Genomic DNA, 20033 nt, shown 5'->3' with positions numbered 1-20033 from the left:
CTCGCTGCTGGCAGATCTTGCCTGAAGAGGAGTTCCCGGAAGTGACCACGCCCCGAGAGATGGACGGAACCGAGCTGCTCGGCCGGCTCGCCGAGATCGGCATCACGGTGAAGCTGCTCGACGAAGAGCGGATCCAGGTGACCGCCCCCCGCGGGCAGCTCCCCGACGACCTGCGCGAGCAGATCAAACGTCTGAAGCCGGAATTGATCCAGTGGCTCGTCCAGGAGCGCGACGCCGTGAACCTGGATACCGAGCTACCGACCGTTACGCCCGACGCGGCACACCTGCACGAGCCCTTCCCGCCGTCCGACCTGCAGATGTCCTTCCTGGTCGGTGGCAGGGAGGAGCTCGAGTACCACGTGCGGCCGCACCAGTACATGGAGATGGACTTCGACGAGCTCGATCCCGTGCGCTTCGAGGAGGCACTGGGCCGCATGCTGCGCCGACAGCACAAGAGCATCGTCGTGGTCCGCGACGACCTCCAGCTTCAGACGGTCCGTGATCCGGCGCCGGTCCGGGTTCCGGTCGAAGACCTGCGACAGTGCAGCGAGGAGGAGGCACAGGCAGGCATCGAGCGCGTGCGAACCGAGATGCGGGCTCGGGAGCTTCCGCTCGACCGATGGCCATGGATGGACGTGCGGATCACCCTGTACGGCGAGGGCCGCGCCCGCCTGCACTACAACAACAACAATTTCTTCAGCGATGGCCCCGGTACCGGCCGCTTCCTCGACAGTGTCCTGAGGTGTTATCACGATCCGCACGATCACGTACCCGAACTGGAGTTGGGTTATCGAGACTGCGTTCTGGCCCTGGCGGAGTTGGAGGAGTCGTCTCTGGGCAAGGCGTCCAAGAAGTACTGGTGCGACCGGATGGCCGACTGGCCTGCAGCGCCGGAACTGCCACTCGTCGCCGGGGCGGAATCCCGGACGCGAGCCCGTCTGGAGCGCCGGGAGTTCGTCCTGCCCGCCGAGGGGTGGGCCCGGTTCAAGCGGAAGGCCGCCCTTCATGGGCTGACGCCGACCAACGCGGTCTACGGCGCCTATGCCGAAGTGGTTGCCTACTGGAGTGGATCTCGGCACTTCCTGCTGAACAACATGATGACGCACAGGCTTCCGCTGCATCCGCAGATCGGCGAGGTCGTCGGAAACTTCGCCTCTCTCTACCCGCTGGAAGTCGACTGGCGGCACGACGAGACCTTCATGGAGCGCTGCCGCCGACTCCAGCAGCAGGTCATGGCCGACATGGAACACACCTACTGGAGCGGGGTGAAGGTTCTCCAGACGCTCAACCAGGTACGGCGCACACCGGGACGTGCCGTTTGCCCCTTCGTGGTCGGCAGCGGACTCTTCATGGGCCACATGGACCGTCCCGTCTTCAGCCATCTGGAAACGCCGCAGGTGCTGCTGGACAACCAGTTCTGGCAACAGAGCGACGGCAGCCTGTGGGTGGTGTGGGACCTCATTGAAGAAATGTTCCCTGCCGGTCTGATCGATGCCATGCACCACGCTTACCGCAGCCTGCTCGCCGTGCTTGCCGACGACGACGCGGCGTGGGACCGCATAGCTTTCGACCTGCTCCCTCCTGAACAACATAAGCGCCGTGCCCGCGTCAACCACTCCGTCCACGCGGTGCCCGGCGGCCTGCTGCACTCCGCACTGCCCCGGCGTGCCGCGGACATGGGGCACCGCCCGGCCGTCATTGCCTCGGACGATGTGCTGACCTACGCCGAACTGCACACACGCGCCGGCAGGCTCGCGGAGATGCTCGGTGCGCGGGGTGTCCGCCACGGGGACATGGTCGCCGTGGCGGCGCCGAAGGGCGGAGCGCAGATCATCGCCGTGTACGGCGCCCTGGCTGCGACGGCCGCCTACGTACCCATCGATCCCGACTGGCCGCGCGAGCGCATCGAGTACCTGCTCGCCGAGACCCGCGCCACGGCAGTGCTCACCACCGAGGACCGGTGCACGAACCTGCGCGCGGCCGCCACCTGCCCGGTGCTGGCCGTGGACGGACCGGAGGCGGCGCAGATGCCGCATGCGGCGCCTGCGGGGAAGGGAACGCCTGAGGATGTGGCGTACGTGATCTACACCTCCGGCTCCAGCGGCAAACCGAAGGGCGCGATCCTGGATCACCGCGGCCCGCTGAACACCATCACCGACATCAACCGCCGCTTCGGCATCGGTCCAGAGGACGTGATCTTCGGGGTGTCCTCCCTCTGGTTCGATCTGTCCGTGTACGACGTCTTCGGTTCCGCCGCGGCCGGGGCCACCCTCGTGCTGCCGCCCACGGGGCGGGCCGACCCACAGGAGTGGATCGATACGGTGCTCAGCCGGGGCGTCACGGTGTGGAATTCGGTGCCGGCGATCATGGAGCTGTTCGTGGAGGCCGCGGAGGCATCCGGCGTACGCTTCCCCGCCCTGCGCACCGTTCTGCTGAGCGGTGACTGGATCCCGGTTCAGCTCCCTGCCCGGATCCGCGCGGTTGCACCCGATGCCCGAGTGATCAGCCTCGGGGGAGCGACCGAGGCGTCCATCTGGTCCATCCACTACCCGGTCCAGGAGCAGGACCCCTCCTGGGTGAGCATTCCGTACGGCAAACCACTGGCCAACCAGAGCTGGCGAGTACAGGACAAGGTGGGCCGGGATGCCCCCGACTGGGTCGCCGGCGAGCTGTACATCGGCGGCGCGGGCGTCGCCCTGGGCTACCTGGGCGACCCACAGCGGACCGCCGCGTCGTTCGTCACCGATTCGGAAAACGGGACGTTCTACCGCACCGGCGATCTGGGGCGCTACCTGCCCAGCGGAGATATCGAGTTCCTGGGGCGCGCCGACTTCCAGGTGAAGATCCAGGGGTTCCGCGTGGAACCGGGAGAGATCGAGCACGCGCTCACCGCACATCCCGATGTACGGCACGCCGCGGTCATCGCCCGCACGCTGGGCGCCGGCAAGCAACTCGCCGCGTTCGTGATCGGAGAGGACAGTGAACGGCCACCCCAGCCGGACACACTGCTGAGCCATCTCGCCAAGCGGCTGCCCGGCTATATGGTCCCCAGCTTCGTCACCGTGCTCGACCGGCTGCCGCTCACCGGCAACGGCAAGGTCGATCGCAAGGCGCTGGAGGTCATGGGGCCCGCCCAGGATGTCCATACGCGTCCGTACACACCGCCTCGCACCCCCACCGAGACAGCGCTCGCCGACATCTGGACGTCCATTCTGGAGGTCGATCCTGTCGGCGTGTTCGACGACTTCTTCGATCTCGGCGGCCAGTCCTTCGCCGCGCTGCGCGTCCTCGGCCAGGTGAAGAATCGGCTGGGACGACAGGTGCCGCTCGGAGCGCTGCTGGAGCGCCGGACGATCGCGGCCCTCGCCGAACTGCTGGACGCGCCGGACCAGGACTGGTCCCCGCTCGTCGTTCTCAAGGAAGCGGGCGAGGGCGAACCCTGGTTCCTGGTCCATCCGGCGGGCGGCAACGTGCTCTGCTACCGCGGACTGGCCGATCACCTCGACGGACCCTGCTATGCCCTGCAGGCACCCGGCCCCGCCGTAGGCCGTGAGCCGCTGGAGACGGTGACCGAACTGGCCGCCCTCTACACCGAAGCGCTCCTCGCGGCGCAGCCCCACGGTCCGTACCGGCTCGGCGGCTGGTCCTCCGGCTCAGTGATCGCCTTCGAAATGGCGCACCAACTGGAGGCGCGCGGCGAGACAGTCGAACGGCTCCTGGTGATCGACTCTCCCGCCCCGCTCGCGCCCGGCGCCACCGACGAGACGACCATGGTGCTCTGGTTCCTCGAAGACCTCGCCCTCGGTTTCGACCCGACAGCGGTGAGCACCGAGGAGGTACGGGAACTGCGCGCACTTCCCGACGACGACCGGCTGGGCCGCGCCGTGGCGATCGCCCGGAGGCAGAACCTCACCGAGGCCACACTCGACCTGGCCGGGCTGGCCCTGAACTGGCCGGTGTTCCGGGGCGTCATCCTCGCCTGCCACGAATACCGTGCACCCCTGATCGATGCGGACGTCACTGTCGTTCAGGCGGCCCAGGGCCGGGTGAGCGAGTTCGCCGGCCATCCGCACGCGGGAGCGGCCGACTGGGGCTGGAGCGCTCTGACCCGGGGCGAGGCCACCGCATCCGTGGTCGACGGCACCCACCACACGCTGCTCACCGACAGCCATGTCGCCGCGGTCGCCGCTGCGATCACCGGTTGTCCGGCTCACCACTGATCTTCGGGAGGACATCCGCGATGGAGCAGGACCTGATCACGGAGCTTCACCGGCTCGGCATCAAGCTGCGGCTGAACGACGGCCGACTGGACGTGGTAGCCCCGGCCGGCTCGCTCACTCCGCAACTGCGGGAGGAACTACGGCAACGGCGCGAGGAGCTGATCGCGCTGCTGTCGGTGGGGACCGGCACGCAGGAGTACCTCCCCGTGGCGCGGCCCGAGGAGCGCCACGAGCCGTTCGGGCTGACCGACATCCAGCACGCCTACTGGATCGGGCACAACCGCGCTTTCGAGCTGGGAGGGGTGACCACCCACTTCTACTTCGAGCTCGAACGCGAAGGCGTGGATGTGCCGCGCCTCGAACGCAGTCTGCGCAAAGTGATCGACCGGCACGACATGCTGCGCGCGGTCATCGAGCCGGACGGCAGGCAACGTGTACTGCCCGAGGTCCCGGCGTACGTCATACGCTGCGCCGACCGCAGCGGCTCGACCGATGAGGAATACGAGGCCCACCTGGCCGCGCTCCGTTCCGAGATGGGGCACCAGGTGTTGCCCCCGGACCGGTGGCCGCTGTTCGACATTCGCGCCACGCGGCACACGCGGCAGCTTCGCCTGCACATCAGCCTGGACCTGTTGATCCTGGACGCCTTCAGCATCGAGGTGTTCTTCCGGGACTGGCAGCGGTTCTACGAGGACGAGAACCACGCCCCCGCGCCACTGGACATCACCTACCGTGACCATGTCCTCGCCGAGGAGGCGCAGCGGGGAGGCGCTCGCCACCGGACCGCCGAGGAATACTGGCACGGGCGGCTCGACGAGCTGCCTGCCGCACCCGAACTGCCACTGGCGCTGCAGCCGTCCCAGCTGGAGCTCACAGAGTTCACCCGGCGCCGGGCGAGCCTTCCGCGCAAGCAATGGGAAGCGGTCAAGCGGACCGCCCGGGAGCACGGGGTGACTCCCTCGTCGGTTCTTCTCACGGCCTTCTCCGACGTCGTGCGCCTGTGGTCCAAGCAGCCCGACTTCACTCTCAATCTCACCCTGTTCAACCGGCCCTCGGAGCCCGCGGGGATCAGCGAGGTCATCGGTGACTTCACCTCGTTGACCCTGCTGGAGGTCCGCGACGCGTACAAGGAACCTTTCGCGCGGCGGGCGGCCCGGCTCCAGCAGCAGCTGATGCGCGATCTCGAGCACCTCTCGTACAGCGGTGTGCGGGTACTGCGGGAGCGGTCCCGGAGATTGGGCGGAGGCCCCGGAACCGCGATGCCGATCGTGTTCACCAGCGCGTTGGGCTTCGCCGCCGAGGCCGACACGATGGACGGGATGTCCTTCTTCGGGAAGTACGTCCACGGCATCAGCCAGACGCCACAGGTCTGGCTGGACCATCAGGTGATGGAGGAACAGGGCTCGCTGGTCTTCAACTGGGACGCGGTGGAGGCACTGTTCCCCGAAGGGCTGCTGGACGACATGTTCGCCGTCTACTGCGGGCTGTTGGAACGGCTCAGCAGCGACGAACGCGCCTGGGACACGGACCGTCCGCCGGTCTCACCGCCGGCGTGGCAGCTCGCCGAGCGGGTCCGCGCCAACGACACCACCACCAGCCTGCCGGGCGGCACGCTCATCAGCATCGTCGCGCAACAGGCGGCCCGGCAGCCCGATGCGGTGGCCGTGGTCTGCGAGGAGGGCCGATACACCTACGGCGAGGTCATGGCACGGGCGTACCGGCTTGCCCACCACCTGACCGCGCTCGGTGCGGGCGCCGGGACCCTGGTCGGGGTGGTCCTGGAGAAGGGCCTGGACCAGGTTCCCGCCGTGCTCGGAGTGGTGGCCTCCGGCGCCGCCTACCTGCCCGTCGATCCACAGTGGCCGCAGGCACGGCAGCACCAACTGCTGGAGTCGGGGCGGGTGCGGACAGTGGTCACCACTACGGGCCTGCGCGATGCGCTGTCCTGGCCGGAGGACATACGGGTGGTCACCTTCGACGACGCCGAGGTGGCAGCGGCGGACACGGTGCTGCCCACTTCCGTACCGGCACCGGACGACCTTGCCTATGTCATCTTCACCTCAGGCTCCACCGGTCACCCCAAGGGCGTGATGATCGACCACCGGGGCGCGGTCAACACCCTCCAGGACATCAACCGGCGCTTCGCCATCGGCCCGTCCGACCGCGTACTGGCCCTATCCGCCCTGAGTTTCGACCTTTCGGTCTACGACGTCTTCGGCACCCTGGCGGCCGGCGCCACCATCGTGATGCCCGCCCCTCACCGTTCGCAGGACCCGGCGTACTGGTCGGAGCTGGCCGAACAGCACGGTGTCACCGTCTGGAACTCCGTTCCCGCCCTCATGGAGCTGTGGACCGACTCCACGCAGCCAGGCGAGCAGCTTGTGGAATCCGCTCTGCGCGTGGTCATGCTCAGCGGGGACTGGATACCGGTAGCGCTGCCCGACGCCGTGCGCGCCCGCCACCCCCACGCCGAGGTGATCAGCCTGGGCGGCGCCACAGAGGCGTCCATCTGGTCGGTGTGCTTCCCCATCGGCGAGGTGCCTGCGCAGTGGACCCGCATCCCGTACGGCCAGCCGCTGGCCAATCAGACCCTGCACGTCTACGACCAGCGACTGCGGAAGTGCCCCGTCTGGACGGTAGGGGAGATCTACATCGGCGGCACCGGAGTGGCCAAGGGCTACTGGGCCGATCCGGAGCGTACGGCCGAGCGGTTCATACGTCACCGGGAGACCGGAGAGCTGCTGTACCGGACCGGCGATCTCGGCCGGTATCTGCCCGGTGGCGACATCGAGTTCCTGGGCCGGGAGGACTTCCAGGTCAAGCTCAACGGCTACCGCATCGAACTGGACGAGATAACGGTCGCGTTGAACCGGCAGCCCGGGGTGGACAAGGCGATCGTCCGGGTGGACACCAACGCCGGCACCGGGCGGCGGCAGCTGGTCGCCTATGTGGTCCCCACCGGTAGCCCCACCGCCCAGGGGAGCGTTGCGCGTCCCGTCGGCGACGCCTGGCCGGCCGTCCTCGCGGCAGGTGACACGGCGCTGAGGGAAGGACTGGCCGATCTGGGGGACGAGCTGGCCGACTTCCGCAGTGCCTGGCAGATCCTCGAAGAAGCCGCCGTGCTGGTCATGGCACGGACACTCGCACGGCTCGGCATCTTCACCGATCCAGGGGACACCGCGACGGCCGGGGAGATCACCGAGCGTGCCGAGGCCAAACCCGCCTACCAGGGGCTCATCCAACACTGGCTGGACGCGCTCACCGCCCGCGGAGTGCTGCGCCCAGCCGACCGTCAGGGGGCCTACCGCAGCGCCGAACCACTGGACGCCGCCGCACTAAACACCCGGGTGCGGGCTGCTCTGGACACCGTCAGGACAAACGGTCCCGGCCAGGTGCTCGTCGGCTACCTGGCGAGCTGCGCCGAACACCAGGTGGACCTGCTGCGGGGCAAGGTCAGCCCGCTGCAGTTGCTGATGCCGGACGGCAGCCAGCACGTGACCGACATGCTGTACTCCTCGAACCCGGTCTCCGCGCTGCAGAACCGTATCGCTGCCGAGGTGGTGGCCGAGCGGATCGCGCGCCACTCCGGCGACGATCCGGTACGGATCCTCGAACTCGGAGCCGGCACCGGGGCCACCACGGCCAAGGTCCTTCCCCGCCTGCCCGCCGGTCGGGTGCGCTACCACTTCACTGATGTGTCAACATTCTTCACCGAGCGCGCCCGGCATGCCTTCGCCGACCACGCCTACGTCGAGTACGGCGTGTGTGACATCGAACGTGACTTCGCCCCACAGGGGTACGAGCGGGGGTCCGCGGACATCGTCCTGGCCGGGCAAGTGCTGCATGACATCGCGGACGTGGACTCCGCTCTCGGTCACATCCGCCAAGTGCTCGCGCCGGGCGGGCAACTGATCCTCATCGAAGGCACGGAGAACTACGTGATCCAGATGGTGACGGTGGGCTTCCTCGAGAGCTTGTCGCACCACCAAGGACAGCGCGATCTACCACTGTTGCGCGTCGACGAATGGCAGGAGGCGCTCAAGGCAGCGTCCTTCGAACGCGCCACCGCGATCCCCCAGGGCGGCGCCGCCACCGACATGATGGTCCAGCATGTGCTGATCGCCGAGTCGGCCGACGGGTTTGCCCAGCCGGACCCCGTGGAGCTACGCAGCGCCCTCGGGAGCCTGCTGCCCGACTACATGGTTCCTCATCACTACCTGCTCATCGACCGCGTACCACTGAGTGCCAACGGCAAGGTGGACACCTCCGCCCTACCGACGCCCTGGGACACGGAGGCGCCGGAGTCCTACGCGGCGCCGCGCAACGACACCGAGACCACGCTGCTCGCCGTCTGGCAGGACGTTCTGGGGAACGAGGAGTTCGGCGTCGAAAGCAACTTCTTCGAGCTCGGCGGGGATTCACTGCACGCGGTCCACATCCTTTCCCGGCTGCGTGAGAGCTTCCCGCTGGGCGACGACGCCGAGGACGGGTTGTGGATCCTCTTCGAGAACCCGACGGTTGCCACGCTGGCAGCCGCCCTCACCGCACGGGCCGGGGAGATGGCGCCATGAGCGACACAGAGGAGTACGAGGATCACGACAGCTGGGACGACATAGTCGTCGGCGCGGGGTCGGCGGGCGCGGTCCTGGCCGCGCGGCTCTCCGAGAACGGCGGCCGCCGGGTCCTGCTCGTCGAGGCCGGCGCGGACCCGACCGGCACTGCGGACAGCGCGCCGGAGCGGGCCGGCGTGCCAGTGCTGAGCGGACGCAACTGGGACCACACCGCTGGGCTCGGCCCGGGCGGCGGGCGGCGCTTCCCCTACCCAGTGGGCAAGGGGCTCGGCGGCTCGTCCGCGGTCAACGGCGCGATCGCGCTACGCGGTCTGCCGGAGGACTTCGACAGCTGGGCCGCTGCGGGTAACCCGGAGTGGGCCTGGAAGCAGGTCCTGCCGTTCTTCATCGGTGCCGAGACCGACCAGGACCAAAAGGGCGCAGACCACGGCTCGCACGGGCCGGTCCCGATCAGGCGCCTGCCCCCGGAGTCGCTGGGCGCCGCGGCAACGGCCTTCCTGCGGTCATGCGGGCAGCTCGGACTGCCCTTGCTCGACGACCTCAACACCGGCCAGGCACCGGGAGCGGGTGTCATCCCCAGCAACGCGCTCGGAGAACGCCGGGTGTCCACGGCTGACAGCCACCTGAAAGCCGCCCTCCACCGGCCGAACCTCACCGTCTGGCAGAACAGCACGGCCGCCAGGCTGCTGTGGTCCGGTGACAATCGGGTGGCCGGTATAGAGGTACACCGGGAAGGCCGCATGCGCAGGGTGACCGCACGGCGCGTGACGCTGTCCGCCGGAGCGATCGGCACCCCCGCGATCCTGCAGCGCTCGGGCATAGGCGACGCCGGGCAGCTGACCGCTGCCGGTATCCGCCCGGTCGTCAGCCTGCCAGGGGTGGGGAAGAACCTCACCGACCATGCGGCGGTGGTGCTGTGGGCGCTGCCCAAGCCTGGGGTGTGCCGCACGGGGGGCGCCTGGCACGAGGTGATGGCACGATTGGCCAGCGGCGCCGACAGGGCCGGAACCGCTGCCGACCTGGCACTCCTCCTTCTGGACAACGTGCCGACCGCCGAGATGCCCTTCATAGCCGGAAAGTTCGGCGACGAGCTGGCCGTCGGGATGTCGACGATGCTGCTCAGGCCTGCCTCCCGAGGCTCGGTCGCCATCCGGAACGCCGAACACGACACTCCACCCGACATCGTGCTGGGCCTCGCCTCCGACCCCTCCGACGTCGAGCGCCTGATGGTCGGCGTCCGCTCGGCCTGGTCCGTGCTGGCCTGCCCCCCCATGGCGCAACTGCTGGACCGGGTCTTCGTCTGGACCGGCCGGATGGTGCAGGACGACGCGTTGCTGCGACGAGCCGTCGCCAGCTTCATTTCCCCGACCTGGCACCCCGTCGGCTCTGCCCGCATGGGGCCGGCTGGTGATCAGCAGGCAGTGGTGGACCAATACTGCCGGGTCTACGGGGTGGAGGGCCTGCGTGTCGTGGACGCCTCGGTCATGCCGTTCATTCCCAGCGCCCCGCCGAATCTGACCTGCATCGCCCTCGCAGAACGGGTGGCCCGATGGATGGACTGACCCGCCCGTCGTCACGCGTGACCGGCCCGGAGCAGTGGTGCGTGAGCCCGCGCCCGGCTCCGCAAGCTCCCCTGCAGCTCTTCTGCCTGCCCCACGCAGGCGGGGGCGCCGCGACCTTCCGGCACTGGCCAAGCCTGCTTGGCCCCGACATCGAGGTCGTCGCGATCCGCCTGCCCGGCCGGGAGACTCGGTTCCGCGAAAAGCCGTACGACCGCATGGACGCTCTGGTGTCGGCACTCGTACGCGACATCGAACCCTTGCTGCACCGTCCGCACGCCTGGTTCGGCCACAGCATGGGGGCAGCCATAGCCTTCGAGGCATGCCGACTCATGCGCCGCCTCGGCATGCCCGAGCCGACCAGACTGCTCGTCGCGGCCTCCCCAGCCCCCCACCTGCCCCGACGCGAAACCCCCGTACACGACGCTCCAGCGAGTGATCTTGTCGCACGTCTGGGCGAACTGAACGGGAACATGCGCGCATTCCGGACTGACAGCGCCGTGCTGGCCGCGCTGCTCCCCACCGTGCGCGCCGACTTCTCGGTGGCCGAGACCCATCGACACCTACCCGAACGTCCGCTGGGTTGCCCGATCTCGGTGTATGGCGCCACCGAGGACGCATCGGCGCTCCCCGAGGACCTCGATGCCTGGCAGGGTCATTCCAGCGCTGAGGTCTCGGTGCGTCTCTTCGCCGGGGGCCACTTCTTCCTACACGAAGCCGCTGACCGCTTCCTACCCGTCATGGCCGCCGATCTGCTGAAGTACTAGTAGGACTCCGTTAGGTTGTTCTGGCTCTTGGGTTTGGGCTGGTGGTTGCTGTTCTGGGCAGGGGGCGGTGGCAGGTGGTGCAGGTGCCGGTCCAGCAGTTCAGCAGGTCCTGGATGGCGTCGAGGATCTGGTAGAGGGTGAGTCCGGTGTATCGGCTTTTGGGGCCAGCCGCTGTTCGGTGAGGAACGCGTGGGCGGCGGTGACCAGGGTGACGTGGTGGTGCCAGCCCCTCCAGGAGCGGCCCTCGAAGTGGTCCAGGCCGAGGCCGTGCTTGAGTTCGCGGTAGTCGTGCTCGATGCGCCAGCGGATCTTTGCCAGGCGGACCAGGTCGGCGATCGGGGTGTCGGCGGGAAGGTTCGACAGCCAGTAGTCGGTGGGTGCTTCGGCTCCGGCGGGCCATTCGACCAGCAGGGTGACCTCGGGCAGGACACCGGCCCAGACGCCCTCTCGCGCGGTGGCGGCGGTCTGGGCCAGACGTCGGGCCCTGACCCCGGCCGGCCGCACCCGCACGGCAAGAAAGCGCGAGCGCATCGGCCCGCGGGAGCCTTCCCGCCAGGTCACCTCGGTGAACGCCTGCCGGCCACGGCCGGTGGCCAGGATGGCCACCGAGGACGGCTTGTCGCGGTAGCGGGGCTGCGGCCTGCGGCCCTTACCGGACCAGGGTGGGGCAACGGGCAGCGCGTCATGCGGGTGGACGGTCACATCCGAGCGGACCGCCACCACGTAGGCGATGTCCCGGTCGGCCAGCCCGGCCCGGAAGTCGGCGTTCTGCCCGTAGCCGGCGTCGGCCACCACCACCGGCGGCACCAGCCCCCACGTGGCCAGCTCGTCCAGCGGGTCCAGGGCCAGACGCCACTTCTCCCGGTGCCCGATCTCCTGCGGCACCCCGGTCTTGTGCCGCCGCTCGGCATCCTGTGCCCACTCCTGGGGCACGAACAGGCGCCACTGCAGCGGACAGGACGCGGCATCGGAGACCGCGTGCACGCTCACCGCGACCTGGCAGTTGGCCTGCTTGCCCAACGCTCCGCAGTACTGGTGCGCGACCGCCACCGACATGTTCCCGTCCTTGGGGAACGACACGTCATCGACCGCCCAGGCCTGCGGCCCGATTCTCGGCACCATCCGCTCGGCGATCCGCCGCCGCACCGGCAGCGGATCCCAGGTCGACTGGTTCACGAACTGCTGCAGGTTCTGCTCGTTGCCGTCCGGCAGCCGCTCCGCCATCGGCTGGATCGACTTCCGCCGCCCGTCCAGCATCAGCCCCCGCAGATAGCAGTCACCCTTCGCCCGCTGATCCTTGCGCGGCACCGACGCGAACACATCATCGACGAATAACCCCAACTGTGCCCGAGCACGGTTCACTTCATGTGCGTCCACACCACCAACATGCCCCCAAACAGGACCCCGAGACAGACCTAACGGAGCCCTACTAGCACGATCTGCACCTGATCGGCCACGGCGCCCGGCGTCAGCAGTGCCTCGATCCCTGACAGCTTGGTGCGCTCCTGGTCGTCGAGTGAGTCCCACAGTTCGCGCACGGGCGCCCACTGCTGCTGGTCCTCGGTGGTCAGGGCATCTGGCAGCAGCAGATTGACCGCGTACGGCTTGTCGGTCCCCTTCTTGATCGTCTCGATCTGGTCCCGCAGCGTGTCCGGCATGAAGCTCGCGCCCCCGAGGCACCCCATGCCGCCGGCGTTGGTCACCGCCACCACCAGTTCGGCCTGGGCCACGCGAGCCATCCCCGCCGAGCAGATGGGGTGGACGATGCCGAGAATCTGGGTGAGCGCCGTCTGTATCACGGGTAGGACCTTTCAGCTCGATCGGTGGGCAGTGACTGCCCCTGCTTGTGACGTGTACGTCCCTGGGCGCCGGAGCGGCCTCAGGTGGCGCTCCACCCACCGTCGACGCGGATCACCTGGCCATTGACGTAGGAGGCCCCGTCGGAAGCAAGGAACAGCACTACTGAGGCCACTTCGCTCGGATCGGCGGAGCGGGCCGCGGGGATGAGGAAGTCCATGATTTCGGGCGACACCCCGATTCCGCGGTTCTGGGAGGACACGAGGTCGCCCAGGAGTTCTTCCGAGGTCGCGCGCAGGTTGGTCCGGATGACACCCGGGGCGACGACGTTCGCCGTAACGTTGTGTGGACCCACGTCAATGGCGAGGCGGCGGTGGAGACCCTCGATACCAGCCTTGGAAGTGACGTAGGCGAGACCGTCGGCAGCGCCGCGCTGTCCCGCGACCGAACCGATGGAGATGATCCGGCCGGACTTCTGGCCGATCATGGCCTTCGCGGCGGCACGACAGCCGTTGAACGTGCCGGTGAGGTTGACCGTGATGACCTTGTGCCACAGCTCCGGCGTGGTTTCGAGCACGTCGGCGTACCCGTCGAAGACGCCCGCGCTGTTGACCATGACGTCAAGGGAACCGGTGGCCTCGACCACTTCGTCGACGAGTGCGCCGACACTCTCGAAACTGCTCACGTCGACGACCCGCAGGTGGAGAGACGAGGGGGAGGACAACTCGGCCTTCGTCTCCTCCAGGCGTTCCTGGGAGATGTCACTCGCGAAGACCTCGTATCCTGCGTCGACAAAAGCACGGGCGATCCCCCGCCCGATGCCAGAGCCTGCCCCGGTGATGATGACGCTCGGTTTGTCCATGCCCGTGACTCTAGGGAGCATCTGACGGGGGCCTGAAGTGGAATCCTCATGAGACGGTGAGCAAGATTCTGGGATATCCACCGGCGGGGGAGTCTCAGCAATCCGGGGTGGCCTGACGAGCCGCGTAGGCGGCGGGCGTGCGGCCGGTGTGTCGCCCGAAGAAGCGGTCGAAGTTCCGCGCAGTCCCACCGAGTGCCCGCTGCGGAGGGCGTAGCCGGGCCGGGAACCCCGGCCACAACCGGAACCTCCACAGGCACCGGTCTCACGAATTCACGACACCAGGCACTTCAGTCACAGCCAGTCACTTCATGGAGGAAGGATGCTTCCGACCTGCGATGATTCAGCCTTTCTAGGACTGGATCACGTGCAGGGGAGGAACCCCTTCCGGTGTCGAAGGGTACAGATTGGGCGGACGATCTGTCGCTGTCCGCGAGCGGGAAGAAGCTGGTGGGCAAGGCCGGTATCGTGCTGGTGCGGCGTCTGTCGGACAAGGTCGGGCTGACCGACGCGCTCGGAGCGGCCCTGGTGCGACGGGACTTCCGTCCCGTCCATGACCGGGGAACTGCCCTGGTCTCGGCGGCCTGCGCGGGTCCTGCTGGGTGCGCGGTCGATGGCCGGGATCGACGTGATTCGCCAGTGTCACTAGTCCTGGGCCCCCTCGGCGTCCACGCTGTAGCGTCCCTGGGGGCGATCGGCCTGGTGCCCCGGAAGCCGATCAGGGTGAAGACGATGACCATGTGGCGGACGGCTCGCCCCCAGTGCGGGGCCATGCCGTAGCGGGGCACGGAGCCTCCGCCCAGGCTCCTCAGTGGCCGCTCCCTTGGCACCGTGAGGTGGCGGCCCGACTGGTGAGAACACGACGCACGACGCTGAGGCTCGTAGGCATACCGATCGACCGCGGGGCGCAGTAGGGCGTTGACTCAGCGCGTCCAGTGATCTGCATCTCACGTCGAGACGGCCAGAGCGATGAGGGTGGGCGGATTTCCTCGGGTTCGAGACCGCCGCTGTCGCGACCGTGGCCCACATCCGTCAGAAGGAGTCATCAGATGAACCGGTTCAAGCTCAGCCGCCTGACATCGAACGGGAGGCCTCGCCTGGTCCCCAGATCCAGCCCGAGCGCCGCACTCCCCAAGGCCCGCGTTCGCGCATCCGCTGTCGGGGCGGCTCTGTGCGCACTGATGCTGGTGACCTCCTGCGCCCAGACCGAGTCGAAGGCCCCCGCCAAGGGCGTCGACAAGGACGTCTCCAAGGCGCTGGCCGGCGAGGGCGAGGTCGAATTCCTGATCAGTGACGGTCTGACGGAGAACGCGCTGCAGTCGAATCTGCTCGCCAAGGTGGTCAACGCGCTCGGCGGCAAGGCGAAGCTCACGCCCGTCAGCGACTACGCCGTCATGTCCACGGCCATGTCGAAGTCCGACAACATGATCAGGACGGACTTCTGGCGGTGGCAGGCCCCTGACATCTGGAACAAGTACGTCGAGAAGGAGAAGTCGATCGTCGAGATCGGCACGAGTGACTACCCCGGCGAGGAGGGCTGGTATGTGCCCACCTACGTCATCAAGGGTGACAAGAAACGCGGCATCAAGCCGATGTGCCCCGGCCTTCCCGACTGGAAGGCGCTCAACGACTGCGCCGACGTCTTCGCGACCGCCAAGACTGGCAAAAAGGGCCAGTACATGGAAGGTGCGGAGTCCTGGGCCCCCTTCTACGGCGACCAGCAGCGCATCGACAACCTCGACCTCAACTACAAGATGGTCTACGCCGGCTCAGAGCCGGCGCTGATGGCGGAGCTGAAGCGCGCCTACCAGCGCGGCGAGCCCTGGCTGGGTCTCATGTGGCGTCCCAACTACGCGACGCAGGTCATGGATCTGACCCGGATCGAGTTCCCGAAGTACTCCACCAAGTGTTGGGGCACGACGTATGCCTGCCAGTGGCCGGAAACCGTGATCTACACGCTGGGCTCGTCTGGTCTCAAGGAGAAGCACCCCACGGTGTGGAACCTCATGCAGAACTATGAGATGCCCGCCGAGCGCTTGGCCGAAATGCAGGGCTACGTCGTCGACGACGGCATGTCGTTCGAGGACGCAGCACAGAAGTGGATGGACGAGAACCCCGACGTCTGGAAAGCCTGGGCCAAGTCGTAGACGAGCCCGTAGTACACCTCCCTCCTTCTCGGGGAAGACCGCCCCACCCGCGGCTCAGCCATCACCATCGCGCACCATCGTCTAGACGCTGAGGCTGGAATCACAAATGAGCAACCAAACCGTCCACCGGAAAGATGCGGCGGAGGGGCAGAACGCCGGCGGCACCGTGGCTGAGCACGGTGCCGCCGGGGGGCGGGCGGCAGACGTCGCGCCCCGGCCTCGTCGGCTCCCGCATCTGAAGCTCAGGCGATGGCACGTCTTCCCTGCCCTGGTCGCTGTCGCCGCGCTCTCCGCCCTGATCATCGGAAAGTCCACCTTTCCGAAAGGGCTGAGGATCAGGGTGGGAGACAGGTTCGAGTCGGGATACCAGTACTTCGTCGATCACGGGCAATGGCTGTACGAACCCGCAGCGAACGTGCTCTCCAGCATGTTCGACGGGCTCCTCGGCTCGCTGACACTGATCGCCCCGCCCGTGGTCGCCGCGCTGATCGTCTGCCTGGTCACGGCTTTCCGCGGCTTTCGCATGGGTCTGCTCGCCTCGGTCACGGTCGCGTGGATCCTTCTCACGGATCTGTGGGACCCGACAATGGAGACTGTCGCCTTCATGGTGGTCGCGGTGCTCCTGAGCTCCATCGCAGGCATCGCGCTCGGCCTGGTCGGCGCGATGACCGCGAAGCTCGACGCAGCCGTGCGCCTGTTGGTCGACGCCATGCAGTCCTTCCCGTCCTTCGCCTACATGGTGCCCGCCATCGTGCTCCTCGGGATCGGCAACACGGCAGCTCTTGTCTGCACGATCATCTGGGCCGCTCCTCCGCTGGCACGCATGACCACTGTCGGGATCAGAGGGGTGTCGGCCGACACGGTCGAAGCAGCGGTGGCCGCGGGAGCCAACCGCCGGCAACTCCTCTTCGGGGTGAAGCTGCCCATGGCCGCCCCCGCGCTGCGCGCCGGGCTCAACCAGACCATCATGTACGCCGTCGCGATGGCGACGATGGCGGCCATGATCGGCGCAGCCGGACTGGGCGTACCGGTGTGGGGGGGCTTGGGCCGCCTCGCGTTCGGTGACGCCCTCGAGGGAGGTATCGCACTCGTCCTCCTTGCCATCCTCCTCGACCGTGTGAGCGCCATCCCTGACACCGCAGCAGCCGGCATGCCCCGGCGCGTCAAGGCGAGGCGGTCTCTGGTCCTTCGTCGCGCGGTCGCAGGAACGGTGCTGATCACAACGGTGATCGTCACGTCCGTCTTCCGAGGGCCCTGGCAGGACTTCTCGGAACCGGTGTGGAACAAGGTCATTGTGCTGCGCGGACCAGTCGAGTCCATGGTCGCGTGGCTCAACACCACCTATGGCAGCCAGTTCGACACGTTCCGTGACACCTTGCAGGCGGCGGGCCTCAATCCCCTGGGTTCGTTCTTCTCCGACATCCCCTGGTACGTCGTCGTCGTGTCCATGTGCCTGGTGTGCGCCGTGGTCGCGGGTCGCTGGGCAGCCCTGGCCTGCGGGCTCGGGGTCCTCAGCATCGGTGTGCTCGGCATGTGGCCCTCGGCCGTGGACACGCTCGCCGTCGTGACAACCGCGATCGCCCTCGTGATCCTGATCGCGTTTCCACTCGGCGTTCTCATGAGCGCGAGCAAGCGCGTGGAGGCCGTCTTCCGCCCGATCCTGGACGTCATGCAGACCATGCCGTTCTATCTGTTCGTTCTCCCGTCAGTCATTCTTCTGGGCACCGGCGAGGTGGCGGGAACCATCGCCACCTTCGTTGCCGCGTCCCCACCCGTCATCCGCTACACCAACGCGGCTCTGCGCGGCGCCGACCCTGAGGTCGTCGAAGCCTCGGTCATGCTCGGGGCGTCCCGCCGGCAGATCCTCGCCCAGGTGCGCATCCCGTTGGGCCTGCCGACGCTCATGGTCGGCCTCAACCAGGCTGTGCTCATCGCCATGGCGATGGCTGTGGTCACAGCCTTCATCGGATCACCTGGCCTCGGACAGGACATCCTCTACTCCCTGACGCGTTTCGACCTGTCCCGAGGGATCGAGGCCGGGCTCGCGATGCTGGCCCTCGCCGTCATCATCGACCGCGTCTTCCAGGGATCAGTGCGCATGCTCAGCAGCGCCACCCACACTTCAGAGGTCCGGAAAGAGGCAGAAGCATGACCACCACGATGAGCGATGGCGCGACCACTACCAGCTCTGGAGGCGCGAACGTCTCTGTACGCGACCTGTGGAAGATCTACGGCTCGACAACCAAGCGCCACTTGGACGCGATCCGGACGGGGACCGACCCGAAGGCACTCGGTTGCACCTCCGCAGTTCGAGGCGTCTCCTTCGACGTCGCCCCGGGTGAGACCTTCGTCGTGATGGGCCTGTCCGGCAGCGGAAAGTCGACCTTGGTCCGATGCCTCACCCGTCTCGTTGAACCCACGTCAGGCCACGTGAAGATTGACGGCACAGATGTGCTCGCGATGACGAACAGCCAGCTCTCCCAGACCCGACGCAACGACTGGGCAATGGTCTTCCAGCACTTCGGTCTGCTACCGCACCGCCGAGTCCTGCAGAACGTGGCGTACGGGCTTGAGGTCAACGGAGTCCCTCGACACGACCGTGAACGACGAGCACGCGAGATGATCGACCTTGTCGGCCTCGGTGACGTGGAGGAGAAGTTCCCCCACGAGCTGAGCGGCGGCATGAAGCAGCGCGTCGGTCTGGCACGAGCACTGGTCGTGGACCCCAAGCTCTTGCTGCTGGACGAGCCTTTCAGTGCCTTGGACCCGCTGATCCGAGCGGACCTCCAGGATCAGCTGCTCAGGCTCGCCAAAGTGGTGGAGCAGACCGCGATCTTCATCACGCACGACTTGGCAGAGGCACTGAAGGTGGGCGATCGCATCGCGATCATGCGTGACGGCGAATTCGTCCAGGTCGGTACGCCTGAGGAGATCGTCCTGAAGCCCAAGGACGACTACGTTCGCCGTTTCGCGACCGAGGCTCCGCGCTCGAAGGTCGTCACGGCCGGCACCGCGGCGCAATTCACCCCGGTCGTCTCCGGCTCGGCGACTGTGGCGGAAGCGCTTGAGAGCATTTCGTCCGCGGGTACGGAGTCCGCGATCGTGGACCCTGCCAATCAGGAACCGGTCGTTGTGACAGCGCGTCAACTGCTCTCGAGCAACGCCCACCAGACTGCCTACGAGGCTGCCAGCGGACAGTCCGTCACCGTTGCCGGGGACGTGAAGCTGGTCGACGTCATGAGGGAACTCGTTCGAACAGGTAACGAGGTGATCGTGAGGAACCCCGACGGTGGGCTCATCGGCACCGTCAGCACTACCGCCGTGGTGAAGGCGCTCAGCATCGTCTGAGAGGGCGGGTAAGTGACGTGCTGCCCGGTTCGCGCGTGCAGGTGGGGCTGTCGGCTGGTGGTGGCCTCTCCGGGTGGCTAGGCCGTTGCCGGGTGAACAACCCCTGCTCGGGCTCGATCAAGACCCCTGCGGTCGACCAGCCGCGTGAGCTTCAGCTGGACATCGTTGACGTTGCTCGGCGTGATCTCCAGATCCATCGCCTCGCAGACCGCCCGCGCCCGCAGCGGGCGTCTGCCACGGCGACACCGCGATGATCTGCCAGTAGGCGGGATGGTCCGGCAGCTTCGTGGCCGTCGGCGTCGGCGGGGACGGATCGGGCAGGGCCAGCAGCGTCCTGCGGGTGATGCGGAGGAGCGGGTCGCCTTGCGGCCGGTGATGATGACCTTGGCTTCGTCGAGGCCGACGAAGCCAAGGTCGGCCAGGGCGCCGAGGCCGGCCTCGCGCAGACAGCACGTCCACCATGCGCCTCCCTCCCGTTGCGGAACTACGAGACGCCTCGGGCAGACACCCAGAACCCGCGAACCCTCCCGGGCAGACGATCACCTGCTGACGATCACGTCCGAGAGCAGCACGAGCGCGTCAATCCCGTTGGCACTCCATCCTGCAACGCTTCGCGAGGAACTCATCAGTATGTACGCCGCATGCGGCGCTCAGCCTTGTAGCGCTCGCGGCGGCTCGAGGATGACGGCGCTGAAATGACGCTGCCGCGGAGCATCTCTGAGCTGTTCAGCGGCGGAGCCCCCGACGACGTCAGCGCGCATGCGC

General features: G+C 67.7%; 11 protein-coding genes. 8 read left to right on the top strand and 3 right to left on the bottom strand.

What is annotated here, in order from left to right; genetic code table 11:
- Nucleotides 1–41 precede the first annotated feature (41 nt).
- From ACH4TV_RS32395 to ACH4TV_RS32380, 4 genes are read left to right on the top strand one after another with little or no spacing between them, the layout of a single operon-like run.
- Nucleotides 42–4220 carry an amino acid adenylation domain-containing protein gene (locus ACH4TV_RS32395; protein WP_398404392.1) on the top strand — a complete coding sequence of 1393 codons (4179 nt, stop codon included), beginning with the start codon at nucleotides 42–44 and terminating at the stop codon, nucleotides 4218–4220.
- A gap of 20 nt (nucleotides 4221–4240) precedes the next feature.
- Nucleotides 4241–8791 carry an amino acid adenylation domain-containing protein gene (locus ACH4TV_RS32390; protein WP_398404390.1) on the top strand — a complete coding sequence of 1517 codons (4551 nt, stop codon included), beginning with the start codon at nucleotides 4241–4243 and terminating at the stop codon, nucleotides 8789–8791.
- Nucleotides 8788–10353, top strand: coding sequence for a GMC family oxidoreductase (locus ACH4TV_RS32385; RefSeq protein WP_398404388.1), 1566 nt, complete (start codon nucleotides 8788–8790; stop codon nucleotides 10351–10353). Before ACH4TV_RS32390 ends, ACH4TV_RS32385 begins: the two co-directional genes overlap by 4 nt.
- Complete coding sequence (locus ACH4TV_RS32380) at nucleotides 10341–11117, top strand: thioesterase II family protein (RefSeq protein ID WP_398404386.1); 777 nt, start codon at nucleotides 10341–10343, stop codon at nucleotides 11115–11117. Before ACH4TV_RS32385 ends, ACH4TV_RS32380 begins: the two co-directional genes overlap by 13 nt.
- A gap of 99 nt (nucleotides 11118–11216) precedes the next feature.
- On the opposite strand, the gene ACH4TV_RS32375 is transcribed toward ACH4TV_RS32380, so the two are convergent.
- The 3 genes from ACH4TV_RS32375 to ACH4TV_RS32365 all read right to left on the bottom strand — a co-directional run bounded on the left by ACH4TV_RS32375 (nucleotide 11217) and on the right by ACH4TV_RS32365 (nucleotide 13776).
- On the bottom strand, nucleotides 11217–12494 hold the full coding sequence (locus ACH4TV_RS32375) for an IS701 family transposase (RefSeq protein ID WP_398404384.1): 1278 nt from the start codon (nucleotides 12492–12494) through the stop codon (nucleotides 11217–11219).
- Nucleotides 12495–12532: 38 nt separating this feature from the next.
- Nucleotides 12533–12916, bottom strand: coding sequence for a nitronate monooxygenase (locus ACH4TV_RS32370; protein ID WP_398404382.1), 384 nt, complete (start codon nucleotides 12914–12916; stop codon nucleotides 12533–12535).
- A gap of 80 nt (nucleotides 12917–12996) precedes the next feature.
- On the bottom strand, nucleotides 12997–13776 hold the full coding sequence (locus ACH4TV_RS32365; RefSeq protein ID WP_398404380.1) for an SDR family NAD(P)-dependent oxidoreductase: 780 nt from the start codon (nucleotides 13774–13776) through the stop codon (nucleotides 12997–12999).
- A 387-nt stretch (nucleotides 13777–14163) separates the two neighbouring features.
- Between ACH4TV_RS32365 and ACH4TV_RS32360 the strand changes: the two genes are divergently transcribed.
- The 4 genes from ACH4TV_RS32360 to ACH4TV_RS32345 all read left to right on the top strand — a co-directional run bounded on the left by ACH4TV_RS32360 (nucleotide 14164) and on the right by ACH4TV_RS32345 (nucleotide 19268).
- Nucleotides 14164–14553 carry a hypothetical protein gene (locus ACH4TV_RS32360; RefSeq protein ID WP_398404618.1) on the top strand — a complete coding sequence of 130 codons (390 nt, stop codon included), beginning with the start codon at nucleotides 14164–14166 and terminating at the stop codon, nucleotides 14551–14553.
- A gap of 269 nt (nucleotides 14554–14822) precedes the next feature.
- Nucleotides 14823–15920 carry a glycine betaine ABC transporter substrate-binding protein gene (locus ACH4TV_RS32355; protein ID WP_398404378.1) on the top strand — a complete coding sequence of 366 codons (1098 nt, stop codon included), beginning with the start codon at nucleotides 14823–14825 and terminating at the stop codon, nucleotides 15918–15920.
- A 106-nt stretch (nucleotides 15921–16026) separates the two neighbouring features.
- Nucleotides 16027–18072, top strand: coding sequence for an ABC transporter permease (locus tag ACH4TV_RS32350; RefSeq protein ID WP_398404376.1), 2046 nt, complete (start codon nucleotides 16027–16029; stop codon nucleotides 18070–18072).
- Nucleotides 18069–19268, top strand: a complete 1200-nt coding sequence (locus tag ACH4TV_RS32345; protein WP_398404374.1) for a glycine betaine/L-proline ABC transporter ATP-binding protein — start codon at nucleotides 18069–18071, stop codon at nucleotides 19266–19268. The genes ACH4TV_RS32350 and ACH4TV_RS32345 overlap by 4 nt, the downstream gene beginning before the upstream one ends.
- The last annotated feature ends 765 nt before the right edge of the window (nucleotides 19269–20033 follow it).

Source organism: Streptomyces sp. NPDC020898 (assembly GCF_044333925.1).
In the GTDB taxonomy this organism is placed as follows: Bacteria; Actinomycetota; Actinomycetes; order Streptomycetales; family Streptomycetaceae; genus Streptomyces.
Note: the sequence above shows the minus strand (reverse complement) of the source record. Positions and strands in the feature narration are given on the sequence as shown.

Excerpts from the sequence above, each read along its gene's own strand:
- ACH4TV_RS32385 (WP_398404388.1), top strand. The coding sequence starts at position 8,788 with ATGAGCGACACAGAGGAGTACGAGGATCACGACAGCTGGGACGACATA.
- ACH4TV_RS32345 (WP_398404374.1), top strand. The coding sequence starts at position 18,069 with ATGACCACCACGATGAGCGATGGCGCGACCACTACCAGCTCTGGAGGC.
- ACH4TV_RS32355 (WP_398404378.1), top strand. The coding sequence starts at position 14,823 with ATGAACCGGTTCAAGCTCAGCCGCCTGACATCGAACGGGAGGCCTCGC.
- ACH4TV_RS32350 (WP_398404376.1), top strand. The coding sequence starts at position 16,027 with ATGAGCAACCAAACCGTCCACCGGAAAGATGCGGCGGAGGGGCAGAAC.
- ACH4TV_RS32390 (WP_398404390.1), top strand. The coding sequence starts at position 4,241 with ATGGAGCAGGACCTGATCACGGAGCTTCACCGGCTCGGCATCAAGCTG.
- ACH4TV_RS32380 (WP_398404386.1), top strand. The coding sequence starts at position 10,341 with ATGGATGGACTGACCCGCCCGTCGTCACGCGTGACCGGCCCGGAGCAG.
- ACH4TV_RS32365 (WP_398404380.1), bottom strand. The coding sequence starts at position 13,776 with ATGGACAAACCGAGCGTCATCATCACCGGGGCAGGCTCTGGCATCGGG.